The following is a 14,496-nucleotide window of genomic DNA, read 5'->3' on the forward strand; positions in this document are numbered from 1 at the left end:
CCCCTACAGGGGAATTGGTTGGGTTAGATAGGGGGGAAATACATGGCATCTCGGGCTAATGCGCTGCGTTATTATGTGCTGTCGCGGTTGATGCTGGCACCGTTGATGATCTGGACGATCACAACGGTGGTGTTTTTGCTGATGCGGGCAACGCCGGGCGATCCGGTGGACGCGCTGTTGGGACCCAGGGCACCGATTGAGGCGAAAGAGGCATTGCGATCGCAACTTGGCCTCGACAAGCCCCTATTCTTTCAATACCTAGATTACCTGGGTCACCTGCTGCGCTTTGACTTAGGTAGCTCTATTGCAAGCCAGGGCCAAACCGTTTGGCAAATCATCGGCGATCATTTCCCTGCCACCGTGGAACTCACATTTTGTGGCTTGACCATAGCCGCCATCGTGGGGATCACCGTAGGTTCGATCGCGGCATCAAGTCCTAATACGCCCATTGATGCAGGTGGCAGGCTATTTGGCATTCTCACCTATGCCACACCCATGTATTGGTTCGGCATGATTCTACAGCTGGTATTTGCCGTGCAGTTGCGCTGGTTTCCCATTGGCACTCGGTTTCCCCTTCTACAAACCCCTCCCGATGGGCCTACGGGCCTCTATCTGTTGGATAGCTTACTCCATGGCAATCTGTCTCAGTTTGGGACAGCTCTATATCACTTAGCCTTACCCAGCCTGACCCTCGGTATTTTGATTAGCGGTGTTTTTGAGCGCATGGTGCGAGTCAACCTCAAGCAGACTCTACGGGCCGATTATGTGGAAGCGGCTCGTGCCCGTGGCATTCCCGAATTTCGCATTATCACTGTCCATGCCCTCAGGAATGCCTTGATTCCTGTGATTACCATTCTGGGGCTGACCTTTGCGTCCCTATTGGGGGGTACCGTCCTGACCGAAGTCACCTTCTCCTGGCCTGGCCTGGCCAATCGATTTTTTGAAGCTATTTCTCAACGAGATTATGAAGTCGTGCAAGGGTTGATGACATTCTTTGGCACCATCGTAGCCCTTGTCAGTATTGCCATTGACATCCTCAATGCCTATGTCGATCCCAGGATTCGATATTGACGCAGTTCCATAACTTTATGCAAGTTTATAATTCAAAACATTGAATTTTGTAATAGTCTTGATAGAGCCCTACAGTTCCAGTCACTATTTGCTCGCTCATCAGCATCTTTGTTTTGAATAGCTTGATAAAGTCATGTCCCCATTAATAGACCAGAAGGCGTCGTGGCTGGCCTTTTTTCGACATTCGTGGCTGGACAAAGTACTCCAGTCCTTCACTATGGGGATAGTGGTTTTGGTATTTGCCGCAGGGGTGAGTAACGGAATGGCTAAGGTGCCACCAACGGTCAAACCCCAACCCTCGGAACCTCAAGCAGTGATATCCTCCCTACTGCTCCCTACACAAGTGAGAACTCGTTTGCGGCATCGGCGGCTGACCGCAGCATTGATGACAAGTCATCACCTGACCGCAGCCCATGTCTTTAGCCCCAAACCATCCGGCAAATTATCGGCAGAAACCCGTGAAATGTCTAAACAGGGATAGTTTGCCCCCTCCGAATATGAAGCATGGTTGCTTCTGCAGGATTTTTATAGAAGTGAGGACACCTGATGTGGTTATTATTTAGGTGTTTCTTAGCTTTGGTGATACAGGCTTGAACAGTTTTCAAAAGTTCATGTGTTGTTTGGCGACAGCAAGCACATTTATGATGCTGTCGGTTGGTGGTGTATCGGCTCAATCTGAGGATTGTGACTTTTTAGTCTCTCCCCAAGAGTTCAATACCTTTGAGAATGACGACAGAATTGTGATTGGCCATGTTACAAGTCGGCCCTATATTGTGCTGCTAACCCATGATCTTGAAGAAAGCTTGCCTACGATTCGTGCCTGTATTCCTGACGCGTTTTTGACATCCTCAAGGTTAGGTAGCTATGTTCATGTTGCATCTTTTGACAACTACAGAGATGCAAAAGAACTGGTTAACTCCATTGATGAGTCTTTATCGCTCGATGTACGCGTCATTCATCGTGCCCGATTAGGTCGATAAACGTTATTCCTGGTGGTGTTTCTAGTGGCAGGCGGCTTATGCCTTTTAATAGCAACTGTTTCGGCCAAATGGCCTGAATCCACAGGCCATTGGCATGACCTTTAAGATTACGGCGAAACAGTCGTGCCATGATTTGTTTGTTGGTAATCTGTGCACACATCATGTATAGAAGGACCTAACAGGATGAAGGGGCTCAATCGCAACATGTTATCTCGTTATTTACGCCCACGTCGCCTGGTAATACTTACCGGTCTCGCCGTGGTCGCCGCGAGTATTTCCCTAAAAACAGATGCTCGCCCTCTCTCGGTGCGCGTAAACCGCTGGCTAGAATTACGTAGCTTTAGCGGTACCGTCGATGTTCGACAGAGTAGTCAATGGGGACGTGCTCAATCCGGTCAGCGTTTGGGGGCAGTGGGTGATGGTATACGTACAGGAGCCGGTTCCCTCGCCCGACTCGCCGTCGATACTCAAGTGGGTTTTGTTAGTGTCTCTGAAAATACATTGCTGAGTATTACAGAGTTCTACACTACTCCACGGGGCGGTAAAGTTACAGAACTGGATGTCAGTCGCGGCCAAGCCAGAGTCTTTGTCAGACCGTTTACTAATCCTGATTCTCGTTTAGAGATTCGCACCCCAGCCGGTATCAATGGAGTGCGGGGTACAAATTTTGGTATTGCAATTCAACCCAGTGGCCGGTCGTCACTTGTTGTTGAAGAGGGTAGTGTGGCTTCTGAAGCTCAAGGGGTATCGGTACCCGTAAATGCTGGATTTCAAAATTTTACGATTCCGGGAGAACCCCCTTCTGAACCAGTACCTATTACTGAGGAGCCTAATTTTAACCTTTTAAGGTTAGAACGTCAGCGGCGTGAGGATGAATCAATTGTTGTCGTAGAAGGAAATACCTTTCCTGTCAATTTATTGGTGATTGAGGAAGAAACTCAAGAGATCGATACTGAGGGGAACTTCGCATTAGAATTGCCTCTGTCTGCTAATCGACGTATTGAGGCGACTGTTGTTACTCCCCTTGGCAAAACGCAAATCTATGAGTTGGTGGTCCCCTAACTGGCTGAGACTCTTGCGGCGATGTGAGCCATTGTTGCCAGGGTTATTTGTCAGTAGTTTTGTTGTCTCATTGTCCTACCTAGGGCTGATCAAGCCGCTTGATAATATTTCAAGTGATGTGCTAATTCGATTACGTGGATCAAGGGCGTGGAGTGATGAACTCATCGTCATTGGCATTGACGATCGAACGTTAAAGAAACTAGGAAGCCACCCACTACCACGCTCTAACTATGTTGAACTGTTAGAATTTTTGTTGGAAAGTAATAATCGGGTGGCTGCTTTTGATGTGTTGATGCCAGACAAGACTAAGGATGATGCTGCCTTGGCTGAGGTAATGGCAGCGCATCAGGGCGTTGTTTTGGCTGAGACAGTTGATGAGGAAGGGGAAATACTACAAGCGCATGATTTGCTTTATAAAAATGCGATCGCAAGTGGCCATATTGATGACTACAGTGATGACTTTGATGGTGTAACACGACGCCACAAAATTCACATTAATAACAGTCGTTCCTTTGCAAAAGCAACAGCTGAAGCCTACAGCCTGACAACGGATATTCTAGATATTCCCTCGTTTGACAATGGGGTGATGCTGCTTAATTGGCCAGCCCCTGTTGCAGATCTTCCCTTTAGAAGTTTTATCGATGTTTTAGAGAGAAAGATTCCTGTAGAGGACTTCAATAATAAGATTGTCATCATCGGTGATATGGCCACTGGTCGAGACCGATGGATTCGCACACCGTTTGATAAAGATACTCCTGTCGAAGGTGCCTTTGTTTATGCCGCTGCTTTACATAATCTCTTACAGGAAAATTGGCTAAGAACAATCAATCCACATTTCGTCGCCGCTATGCTGCTGCTGGTCGGCCCCATCATCAGTTGGCGATTGCAGGGACGATCTTTTGTGCCTCAGTTAGGTATCTGGATTATTGGTACAGGTAGCTGGTTTATTATTTGTTGGCTAGCCATATACCAAAACTATGCCCTGCCAGTGGTAGCGCCTATGCTGGTGCTTGGTTTAACCGAAAGTTTTATTGTATTTACCGATCGCTTGCGTAGTAGTGCCATTTTGCAAGCTCGTAATGAGTTCCTCGGCACCATGAGCCATGAGTTGCGTACACCACTTAATGCCATTATCGGTGTCTCTGAAATGATGCAAGAGACCAACCTGGATCCTAGACAGCGAGAGTTTAGTGAGACTATTCAGAATAGCAGTCAAGCCCTGTTGGCGTTGATCAACGATGTGCTCGATTTTTCTAAAATTGAAGCTGGGCGACTTGTACTTGAAGAACATCCAGTCAATCTTCGCAATTCCGTGGAAGAGAGTTTGGACATAGTAGCTACCCGTGCTGCTAACAAACCCTTAGATCTTGTCTATATGGTGGATCCTGAAACACCACCTGTGATTATTAGCGACCCCATTCGACTCCGACAAATTTTACTTAATTTACTAAGTAACGCAGTTAAATTTACCGACAAGGGTGAGGTGGCTGTGATGGTGCAGTTAGCCCCTAGCGATGATCTGGGTGTCCCGGTTATCCGTCGTGCCCATCCTGCTACTCAATCCGTACTGTTGCTATTTACTGTGCGAGATACTGGTATTGGTATTCCGGCGGATCGACTGGCCCAGATTTTTGAGCCATTTCGTCAGGCAAGCACATCGACTACCCGTAAATATGGCGGTACTGGTCTAGGGTTGACCATTAGCCAGCGTCTGGCGGAAACCATGGGTGGTCGTCTGTGGGTTGAGAGTGAGATTAACAAAGGGAGTTCGTTTTTCTTCACGATTCGAGCCCATGTTGATCCTGTTACGGTTCAATCAGAGCGACCTGAAGCCCTAGCTAATTGGGCTGATCAACGTATTTTAGTGATTGACAAAAACATCACTCGCCGTACCAGTTTGAGGTGGCAATTAGAGGTTTTAGATATGGAAGTTGTCTTTTGCCGCAGCGTTGCTGAAGCCTTACTACTAGTTCAGCAAGGACAACAATTTGACAGCCTGATTTTAGATGCTGCAATTACTAAAATTGATAGGTTTAGTGCCATCGAATCGTTGCGGCAGGCCATGGATAAACCTAACATGCCTCTGATTTTGCTGGCAGATCTCAAGGAGAATCTCAGTCAAGAAGAACAACCTGACATAGCAATTGTTTGGAAACCTATCAAACAGGCAGCCTTATATCGTGCACTGATGCACATTCATCCTAAATCGGTTCCTGCACCTGTGATTAATTCTGCCTCAGAGTGTATTGAGGATGGTGATCAATCGTTAATGAGACTGAAGGTTCTGATTGCAGACGATAATCCAGTAAACCAGCGTGTTGCTCAACACATGTTGCAATTATTAGGACACCAGGCTGATACTGTCGCCACTGGTGGAGCAGCCATTGAAGCGGTGGAACAAGGAGACTATGATGTCATCCTGATGGATATGCGCATGCCACAAATGAGTGGTGTAGAAGCCACTCGTCGCATTCGCCAGCTGGGCCAGAAAATTCTTCAGCCTTGGATTATTGCAATGACGGCTAATGCCAGTTCTGAAGACCGTGATTACTGTCTCAAGGTAGGTATGAATGACTATTTAAGTAAGCCAATTCGTCGTGACAGCCTTGCTCGTACGTTTATGAATATTAATTCTAGGAATTTACCAACTGACTAGAACGCTGTTTAATTTTATGTTGTTCTACCGTTGCTGCAGCGTCGTGAATCGGGCGTATGCGCAGCATGTTATTGAATACATTGAACTGGTAAACCATCGAGCCATCCATATCTAGTGCTGTGAGCCAGCCACTTTTAGGATGATAAGCCCCTGTGTCAATGTCCAACCAACCAGGACCTCTAGCAATTTCTCCCGGTTCGACACCCGGTAAAGTAAAGGTGATCGTGTGGCCCGTAATAATTAGCTTATCTGGGAAATAAGGTTGTTTATGGCTATGGAAACCATCGCGAATCCAGCAATATTCATGGCTTGTTTGTTCTTCTAGGGTGCGTTGGGGATTTAATCCTGCATGTACAAGCCAGATATCTCCCAGGTCCATATAGAGCGGTAGGTCTTGAATCCAGTGGACGTGGTCAAATAAGTCGTCAACGCTGGTGTAGCTAGAAAGCGTAGATTGTCCGCCGCTGTAAAGCCATCCCTGGAATGCGGGCATATGGGCTTCTCCGTTGGGAAAGGCTTCTAGCAGTAATTGCTCATGGTTACCCATCACACACCGATAACCATTGTCACGCACGTAATTAACGACTTGACGGCTCTGAGGCCCCCGATCAATTAGGTCTCCGACAAAGTAAACCTCATCTTGGAGATTTAGATCCACGGCTTCCAGCAGTCGCATTAGACCGTCATAGTGGCCATGAATATCACCAATAAAAATACGACGAGGCATAGCAGTTGTGCTTATGTTTGATGTGAGTAGTTTGTTTGCCTACCGAACTATTGCCGGAGTGTGACATTTAAGCGCTGAAAACAACGCTGTAGATCAACTACCAGCAGATGCATTGCTCTAGTATGCCTCTTCCATACCTGTAGACAACACATGAATTGGCAGTATTTTCCAATGCTTTAAGTAAGGTTTATGGCAGCAACAGAAGTTGTTTGAAATAGGTTGCAGTGACTGTATTTAGGAATCTCTATGTTATCCATAGATTCATTGACGGGCTAATGAATTCCTGGATAAGGCTCAGTGTATTTTCTGGTACATCATTTTTTCATGTTTACCGACTTTCTTCAACTAACGTTCATGCAATATTTTCTGGCAGTGGACTGCCGTCCGGCGATTCTAGGACAAAGCCTGCATCCCTGACCATGGCATAGTCTTGTGTGGCACTTTGGCCTGCTGTGGTTAGATAATCACCGACAAAAATAGAATTGGCTGGATATAAGGCAAGGGGTTGCTGCGATCGCAAATGCACTTCCCGCCCTCCGGCAATCCGAATTTCCTGGGCTGGCAGTAAAAACCTGAACAAACACAGGATTCGCAAACAACGTTGAGGCGTAAGCTCGCTGCGACTAGCAAACGGAGTACCTTCGATGGGAATCAAAAAATTCACTGGCACGCTGGTCACATCCAGCTCTCGGAGGGATTTTGCCAGATTGATAATATCTTCATCCGATTCACCCATACCTAAAATGCCGCCTGAGCAGGTGGTTAGCCCAGCAGCTTGTACCGCTTTTACAGTGTCTAGACGATCTTGATAGCCATGGGTTGTGCAGATATCGTCATGGTGGGCTTCAGCCGTATTCAGGTTATGGTTAATGCGATCAACTCCGGCGGCCTTGAGTTGATGGGCTTGTTCCTCATTCAATAGCCCCAACGTGGTGCATACCCGCATTGGGTAGTCAGCTTTAACCGCTTGTACTGCATCTAAAATTTTCTCAAACGTCTGAGGTGAGGGCGTGCGGCCTGAAATAGCCATACAAAAAGTACCAGCCTTGAGCTGGTGGGCGCGATCGGCAGCAGCCAAGATCCGCTCTTTTGCCATCAGTGGATATTTTTCAATGTCTGCGGATGAGATTTTTGATTGTGAACAGTAGTGACAGTCTTCAGGGCAGAGACCACTTTGGGCATTGAGCAAAAAGTGGAGTCGTACTTGATTGCCCCAGTAGTGGTGACGTACCCGGTATGCCGCTGCCAACTGTGCCAAAATTTCTGTGTCATCAGCCCGTAGCACCCTCAATGCATCTTGGTGGTCAATTATCTGACCAGCCAGGGCCTGCTCGGCTATCTGGTTCCAATCAACTGAGGTGCGTACAGATTGAATCATCCTATGGACTCCTTGTGACAACGGCATACGTGGGCCACCCTCTACGTTAATACGAGATGGGATTTTGAGGGGAGAACAATGCGAGAAGGACTTAGGACAAAGTTGAGAGAGTTATGAATTTTGAATTTTAAGTTCAGCCCTGCATCAGTTTCGTGATTATCCAAGGTGGTTCAACCATAATTCAGCATAACCTTCGGGAAGCCGCTAAAGCGTCTACAAAACTCATAACTCTCATCCCTAGGCTGCAATCTTTTGTGCCACAGTGACCACACGTTGTCCGTATAGGCGAGCTGATTCTAGATCACCGGGTTCTACGTTTGCAGGTGAACCACTCATATCCAAATAGCTTTGCCCCATAGACCCCATAAAAGAGCCTAAGCGATTCACACCAGTCTCAGGATTGGGTAGTTCTGCGTTGCCGACCCAAATCATGCCGTGCTGTGCCGCATTGATCGCGAGGTAGAGCAATGTGCCTTGCTTGTCACCACTGGGGGAAGCCGAATGGGTAAATCCCCCTGCAACTTTATCTTTCCAGCCCTGTTGAAACCAGGTAGCACTAGCGGCATCAATAAAACACTTAAACTGCCCAGCTACACCTCCCATGTACGTAGGAGTGCCAAAGACAATGCCGTCGGCTGCAGTGAGGGTGGTTAAGATGGCGTCATCCTGCCATCGACCATTCACAATTTGCTCACCTGTAATGCGCAGCAGGTGAGCTGTTTCACCAGTGGCTTCTACGCCTTTGGCAAGTGATTCAGCCATCAGATGGGTGTGACCTTGGCCAGAGAAATAGACTATTGCAATGGCAACCATAATCAAATAGAAAAACAACTAACCCAAATTTTAAGTTCAAAAAACTCGAACTAGTGATTGGGAATGGTTAACTTTCTTTGACAAAAGTTGCATCTCAAGAATCGCTATAGAATCCGAATGTGGTCTGCGTAGGCCTTGCCTTCAGTAATATGGGCGGTAACCTCAACATCCATGCCCCGCTCTAGTTGGCAAAATACTTCGTTGCCAATATATTTTTGATGGAAAATAATGTCGCTGGAACCGTCATGGGGTGCGATATAACCATGGTGGTTGTTCTTTTTAAGTTTGAATAATAGTTTTACAATCCCCGTTTTTGTAATGGCTCTTGGGTCAGCAGTAGGTGTTGACGTAGATTTTGGCGTGGCTTTCTCGGGCTGTGGCAGCTGTTTAGTATTTAGCTGTTTAGCAGCATCTATGGCGAGTAATGATGGGGATGGTTGCGTTTTGTTGGTGTCGATGTCTGTGTCGCGGCGGAATGTAATCTCTGAAGAAGAGTGCTCTAAATTTCTGATGTGTTCGTGAGGTAAACTCTCTTCTTTTGGTGTCTCTGTTGAAACGACTCGGGGTTCTGGCTGATCTCTTCTAATCTTATTTTGAGTGAAAAATGTTTTTGCTGAATCTAACGTTTGCTTTGGTTGTTCCTGCACCCGATTTAGTTGAGTCGTTGGGTTAGATAGTTGGTTGCTTAAACTTTGTACTGCTGAACAAGGAGAGTACTGATAGTCACTGAGTAATATTCTGAAATTAGAAGAGTTGGCTGCCCTGTTGGCGGCTGGGTTGGGTGATGGAGCGTGTTGTTGTTGTTTGATGGGCGGTGTTGTATCTGTTAGCCCCTGTTCTGGCTGATTTTCCTGCACAGGCATCTGGGGCGGGAGTTGCTTTGATGACGTTAGTCGCTGTGGGGGTGAGGGATAGTGACGGCGATTTTGTTCTCCTTTAAACTGAGTTAATATTCTTCTCAGCCAGTTTAAAAAAATCCGTATAAGTCGCCGTCCCATGGGCACCTAAGCAGTAAAGTGACACCCTATCTTACCTCTGCTTCGAGCTTTTCTAAGGTAGAGCGCTACTGGTTGGCTGCAAAGTCAGCTACGCTCAGCGTAGCCCCTAAACTTCGCCCCAACCTGGCTGCAAACGTTTCATGATGGGGTTATACACCTTAAAGTAAGCAACTGAACCTACTTGCCGCACGAATGCTTTTTGGGATGTGTCCGCTCCCATGCAACGTTGACACACGGGATTGGTGACTTGGAAACGGTTAAATCCCTGGCGGAGGCCGCAGGCTGGCTGCTGTGTATCCAAAATATCGCTTAGGGAGTGATCTTGCAGATTGCCTAGCGGAATCTGACCATCGTAGTCTTTACAGCAGGGCACAACGGTGCCGTTGTACAGAATGCCTGCTTGGTCTGACGTACCGTTGCAATAACCAAACTTGGCGGGGATGACCTCTGTGCTCTCCACATTTCCCCAGCTATCCAGGGGGAATGTTTCTAGGGCAAGTTTGGGAGTAAGTTCGATAACCTGCCACCGACCTGGCTTATGGCGGGCAATACGTTGACGCAGGTCATTATCGCTAGGCCGTTGATCGCAACCGTCCAGTAATCGATCGGCCCAAGCGGTTAGTTCTTGTTGCATCTGGGCCTTGCCTTCGACCACATGCATCTGTTTGTGCGGTACCAAAAATGGGTGTGGTGTAGTGTCTAAGAATTTTAGGTGTACCCGGGTTTTAGATGTGGAATCGGCGAGGTTAGCCCTGACATATTGGGTAATGCCATCAAAGTATTGCTCAGGTTTGAGCTTGGGGGGCGCACCCCGAATAATGAACGTGACTGGATCGGGAGTTTGTAGCGAGATGGTAACTTTCGGAATACCGGAGGCAATTAGCTGCTGACGATGTTTAGGAAAGATGTGAAACGTGCTGCCATTGGTGGTGAGATGTAGGTTTAATCCTCGTGCCAATGCCATATCGATGGCTTTAAAAATGTGGGGATAGATTAAGGGTTCGCCCATCAGGTGAAAAGCAACGATTTTGGCCAGGTTCCGTTCGGCGATCTCATCTAGTGCTTTTTCCAGCAGGCTCAGGTCCATATGGCCACGCTTACGTTCCATGATGGCGTCTGGGCAAAAGTCACATTTAAAGTTGCAAACGTTAGTAACTTCAAGGTGGATGCGCTCAAGACGGTAGCTGACCATTGCAAAGATGATTAATTTATAAGGTCGCCCCAGCTTAACAAGGTCGTGTGAAAGCAGGCTGAGAATTTTGTAGGGATGTAAACCGAATAGGTCTGATATGACGGGGATCGGCCATTTATCTTGCTGAGAGATTAAGCTTTTTGGGAGAGTCACTTGCCTACTGGAAAGTTGGCTCTAGCCTGATAAGGAATCTTTTTATGCTCAGGGAAATTATGACCGTATCGACATCAACTGATGATTTGATTAGGCTTTCGGAAGTAGAGCGCATTGATCTACTCAAGGGCTATGCAGAGCAAGATGCTATTTTTGGTAGCCCCAATCCACGCTATAAGCAATGTAAGGTGTATTGCGATCGCTACCTCGATATCCGCATCCAATTAGTAGGTACCGATGGCTTAACCGATGCTGACTGGGATTTGACCATTTTCTAGAAAACGGGCTTGTCAAAACGTTCAATTTCTAAGTCAGGGGTAAAATTGGCAACGCAGCTCCTAGCTAAACAAAATGAACGAGAGTGCAGCCGTTTTAGATCAAGCCGCAGGAGCGCAGAGAACATCATCTGCTGCGCTCCCCCCAGCTACAGACTTAGTAACAGCGTTACAAACCACAGAAAAGCGCATTAAGCATAGCTATTCCTTAACTGACTTAGTTGGCACTTGGCGACTATGCTTTATCACAGGCACCAAAAAAACACGTCAGAAAGCAGGGGTCGCTCTAGGGGCAGGCCGATATCTGCCTAAAATCATCAAGATTCAGCTCAACTATCAAGCCACGGCAGATGATCAAGGTCTGGTGAAAAATTCGGTCAGCCTAGGCCAGTTGAAGCTGGAACTGACCGGCCCTGTCAAATTTTGGCATAAAGCTCGGTGCTTAGCATTTGACTTTACCCAGATCCAGATTGTGTTAGGTGGCCTCACTTTATATAAAGGTCGAATGAGACCCGAGGCAGCTGATCAGGAGTTTTTCCAGCAATCTCTCAAAGAGCAGGCATTTTTTAAATACTTTTGGGTAACTGAGACGGGCATTGCGGCCCGTGGCCGAGGCGGTGGCTTAGCCCTTTGGTATCGGGAGGATGGATAGCCAAAAAACAAACAGCCGGGCCTTTTTCCAAAAAGGCCCGGCTGTTAACGTTGAAGCAACTGTTATCTAGCGAACAACGCCACGGGTAGTTGCCATATCGATGGGCTTCATGAAGTAAAGCTGAACCATTTTCACACCGATTTTTGCGATGTGAGGCAGCTGACGTAGAAGCTTCACAGGCTTAGGCTGATTGCTCTTGCCAATCTTAGCGACCTTCAAGCTGGCATCAGACGCTGTATCCATATGCTTGAAGAAGTCGGGGTGCTCTACATTCAGCATCACAGGGAAGACCTTAGCAGCTGACTCATTGGTCTTTTTGATGACGTGAATATCGTACTCACGTGCATCTAGACCTAGAGATGCGTAGAAGCCACTGCGCTGAATATCATTCAAGAACATCGTGGCAAATACCGACAGCAGGAAGAAACGGCACCATAGCTTAGCCTGCCAGTCATTGAGAATCTGGGGCTGCGCCTTCATGATGGCGGAGAAGAAGTCACCATGGCGGTTCTCATCCTGACACCAGTTCTCAAAGAACTGGAAGATAGGATAAATCCGATTCTCAGGATGAGAATCTAAGTGACGGAAAATAGTGATGTAGCGCCAGTAGCCAATCTTCTCAGACAGATATGTGGCATAGAAGATGAACTTAGGCTTGAAGAAAGTGTAGCTCTTGCTCTTGGTCAAGAAACCAAGGTCTAACTGGAGGTTGAAGTCCGACATCGCCTTGTTGAGGAAGCCTGCATGGCGAGCTTCATCGCGAGACATCAGAGTAAAGCCTTCAGCTAGAAGGGGGTTTTTGTCCTTAAGACGACGGCCTAACTCCTTATAAAGCAAGAATCCAGAGAATTCAGCTGTACAGGAGCGCTCTAGAAATTCAATAAATAGAGCTCGAGTGTCACCATCAATGTGCTCCCACGACTGGTCAAACACATCGGTCCGCACGAAGTGATGGCGGTTATAGTCAGCACGAAACTCTTCTATGATGGCGCGTACCTCATCTTCATTGACGGATAGGTCCATCTCGGCCATTTCGTCAAAGTCAGTGGTATAAAAGCGAGGGGTGAGGATCGTGTCTTTAGAAGGTGCCTTAACCCCAGGCCGTAGCTCATCAAATCGAGTATTTTCCTGAGGTTTCCTTAGGGAATCTACCATGAGTCCTCTATCAAGATATTTATGGTTAAAGCGCTATGAAACCGCATTAAGGTGTCGGGCCAGTAAATTGATAAAAAACTGGCATCGTACGTGGATTCTAGTCTACCAAGGTCATTGACTTGGAGCAGCCCGCAGGTAACAAATAGGTTACATTTCGCAATAAACCCATACTTATCAGTGCGTCTAGTGAATGGGGATAATAATAAAAACCTATAGTCGTTCAGGGGTGGGTAAGGGTTGATCACCCCGCAGACGTCGCCAAAGAGGGCTGCAAATCCATATCAATACAAACGGCAATAGGGCAAACCAAAGGGTTTGGTAGCTGAGTAAACCAAATAGGCCAAAAACCTGACGAGGCATGGGCGTGGTATTCCAAAGTAGGCCAACTAGTAACGCTGAGCCCATTGACCCTGCTGCCAACAGTGATGATGGCAGTTTGTTTAAGCATTGGAGTCTTAAAACTTTGGGATAAAACCGTTCATACAGCTTTTGCCAATCTGGAAAAGCGGCATACATGCTGAGCACCGATGTGAATGGAATGCCCAATAACAGTGTGTTGAAACTATGGAAAATAGGGGCTAGTCGAAAGAGCAGAGCTTGGGCAAACCGATTAAAGAGAACTAGAACAAAGCAGGTTTCAAATAGCAGCACCACATACTGTGAGGGAATTGACAACGCAGCAGTACGGCCTATGTGTGGTCCCAATGGATGAATGGGAAACCCATTGGTGAGATGGCTTTTAACTCCCTTTGCGAGGATAAAATCGCCCACTAGCCGGGGTTCAACCAGCCAAGCCACCTCCATCAATTTCACCGCCGCCGCCGACAGAAATAAGATGGATAAAATTACCATGAGCCCGCGTGCTGGCCATATGTAACGCCAGGAAGATGAATGAGGTGAGGTGGCGGGGTGCCCATGCTTTTGTTTTAGTAACGCATCAATGGAGTAGGTCTCGCCCCATCTAGAAAACAGCATGAACAAGGGGACATAAAACACCGTGAGTACAATGGTACGTTCTTGAATGAGAAAGCCAGTGCGAAACCCTGCTAACCCAAATCCCATGAGTAAAACACCTAGGGTGGCTAGACGGGTTCTATACCCTAGCAATAGCAACACTAATGCCATCACCAAAAGTGTTTCCATGGCAGCGTAGCCGCCGTCTGGTAGTGGCGATAGTCCACTCAATAAAATAGTTGGGTCCCAGCGACTTGCGGGCACCAGGTTCAGCTCAGAGAAGTTTAAGGGGCTGAGAAACCAGAGATAGAACAAGCTATAAACAATGCGATAGAGGCCCATGCGTCCAGCCGCATTTTGGGCAGGGCGTGTGAGCCACTGAACATAGCGACGTTCAATCCGCTGAAAAAATCTCATAGGGGCTTAGACA

Annotated in this window: 15 protein-coding genes; 7 read left to right on the forward strand and 8 right to left on the reverse strand. The window is 47.2% G+C overall.

Translation table 11 applies throughout. The features are described 5' to 3' along the window. The first annotated feature begins 42 nt into the window (after positions 1-42). The 3 genes from U2F10_RS24830 (at position 43) to U2F10_RS24840 (ending at position 2,051) form a co-directional block, all read left to right on the forward strand. Positions 43-1,071, forward strand: a complete 1,029-nt coding sequence (locus U2F10_RS24830; protein WP_499873592.1) for an ABC transporter permease — start codon at positions 43-45, stop codon at positions 1,069-1,071. A 217-nt stretch (positions 1,072-1,288) separates the two neighbouring features. Beyond that, entirely contained in the window at positions 1,289-1,552 is a 264-nt protein-coding gene (locus U2F10_RS24835; RefSeq protein ID WP_499873593.1) for a hypothetical protein, read from the forward strand. Positions 1,553-1,712: 160 nt separating this feature from the next. Then, complete coding sequence (locus U2F10_RS24840) at positions 1,713-2,051, forward strand: hypothetical protein (RefSeq protein WP_499873594.1); 339 nt, start codon at positions 1,713-1,715, stop codon at positions 2,049-2,051. Here U2F10_RS24840 and U2F10_RS24845 read toward each other — a convergent pair. Beyond that, positions 2,023-2,181, reverse strand: coding sequence for a hypothetical protein (locus U2F10_RS24845; protein WP_163696398.1), 159 nt, complete (start codon positions 2,179-2,181; stop codon positions 2,023-2,025). The genes U2F10_RS24840 and U2F10_RS24845 overlap by 29 nt on opposite strands. Positions 2,182-2,234: 53 nt before the next feature. Between U2F10_RS24845 and U2F10_RS24850 the strand changes: the two genes are divergently transcribed. Beyond that, entirely contained in the window at positions 2,235-3,113 is an 879-nt protein-coding gene (locus tag U2F10_RS24850; RefSeq protein WP_499873595.1) for a FecR family protein, read from the forward strand. Further along, positions 3,094-5,769: a CHASE2 domain-containing protein gene (locus U2F10_RS24855; RefSeq protein ID WP_163696396.1), complete on the forward strand. Its 2,676-nt coding sequence runs from the start codon at positions 3,094-3,096 to the stop codon at positions 5,767-5,769. The genes U2F10_RS24850 and U2F10_RS24855 overlap by 20 nt, the downstream gene beginning before the upstream one ends. Here U2F10_RS24855 and U2F10_RS24860 read toward each other — a convergent pair. The 5 genes from U2F10_RS24860 to U2F10_RS24880 all read right to left on the reverse strand — a co-directional run bounded on the left by U2F10_RS24860 (position 5,747) and on the right by U2F10_RS24880 (position 10,877). After that, complete coding sequence (locus U2F10_RS24860; RefSeq protein ID WP_163659166.1) at positions 5,747-6,496, reverse strand: metallophosphoesterase; 750 nt, start codon at positions 6,494-6,496, stop codon at positions 5,747-5,749. The two genes, U2F10_RS24855 and U2F10_RS24860, sit on opposite strands and share 23 nt — an antisense overlap. Before the next feature lie 352 nt (positions 6,497-6,848). Then, on the reverse strand, positions 6,849-7,874 hold the full coding sequence (gene bioB, locus U2F10_RS24865) for a biotin synthase BioB (RefSeq protein WP_490796338.1): 1,026 nt from the start codon (positions 7,872-7,874) through the stop codon (positions 6,849-6,851). Positions 7,875-8,111: 237 nt separating this feature from the next. After that, entirely contained in the window at positions 8,112-8,687 is a 576-nt protein-coding gene (locus U2F10_RS24870; RefSeq protein WP_163696394.1) for a flavodoxin family protein, read from the reverse strand. A gap of 104 nt (positions 8,688-8,791) precedes the next feature. Beyond that, on the reverse strand, positions 8,792-9,685 hold the full coding sequence (locus tag U2F10_RS24875; protein WP_499873597.1) for a cold shock domain-containing protein: 894 nt from the start codon (positions 9,683-9,685) through the stop codon (positions 8,792-8,794). Positions 9,686-9,791: 106 nt separating this feature from the next. Next, positions 9,792-10,877 (reverse strand): radical SAM/SPASM domain-containing protein, encoded by a 1,086-nt coding sequence (locus U2F10_RS24880; RefSeq protein WP_163696390.1) that lies wholly within the window; start codon positions 10,875-10,877, stop codon positions 9,792-9,794. 197 nt (positions 10,878-11,074) lie between these two features. On the opposite strand from U2F10_RS24880, the gene U2F10_RS24885 reads away from it, so the two are divergent. Next, positions 11,075-11,308: a hypothetical protein gene (locus tag U2F10_RS24885; protein WP_163666077.1), complete on the forward strand. Its 234-nt coding sequence runs from the start codon at positions 11,075-11,077 to the stop codon at positions 11,306-11,308. A gap of 73 nt (positions 11,309-11,381) precedes the next feature. Then, positions 11,382-11,957 carry a hypothetical protein gene (locus U2F10_RS24890; RefSeq protein WP_499873598.1) on the forward strand — a complete coding sequence of 192 codons (576 nt, stop codon included), beginning with the start codon at positions 11,382-11,384 and terminating at the stop codon, positions 11,955-11,957. 66 nt (positions 11,958-12,023) lie between these two features. Here U2F10_RS24890 and acsF read toward each other — a convergent pair whose 3' ends face one another. Together acsF and U2F10_RS24900 are read right to left on the reverse strand one after the other, a co-directional pair. Then, the gene (gene acsF / locus U2F10_RS24895; protein WP_499873599.1) at positions 12,024-13,112 is read right to left on the reverse strand and encodes a magnesium-protoporphyrin IX monomethyl ester (oxidative) cyclase; all 1,089 of its coding nucleotides are present in this window, start codon (positions 13,110-13,112) and stop codon (positions 12,024-12,026) included. Positions 13,113-13,322: 210 nt separating this feature from the next. Then, positions 13,323-14,483: a hypothetical protein gene (locus U2F10_RS24900; protein WP_499867905.1), complete on the reverse strand. Its 1,161-nt coding sequence runs from the start codon at positions 14,481-14,483 to the stop codon at positions 13,323-13,325. Between the last annotated feature and the right edge of the window lie 13 nt (positions 14,484-14,496).

This window comes from Leptothoe sp. EHU-05/26/07-4 (assembly GCF_043421015.1).
Taxonomy (GTDB): Bacteria; Cyanobacteriota; Cyanobacteriia; order Phormidesmidales; family Phormidesmidaceae; genus Leptothoe; species Leptothoe turfae.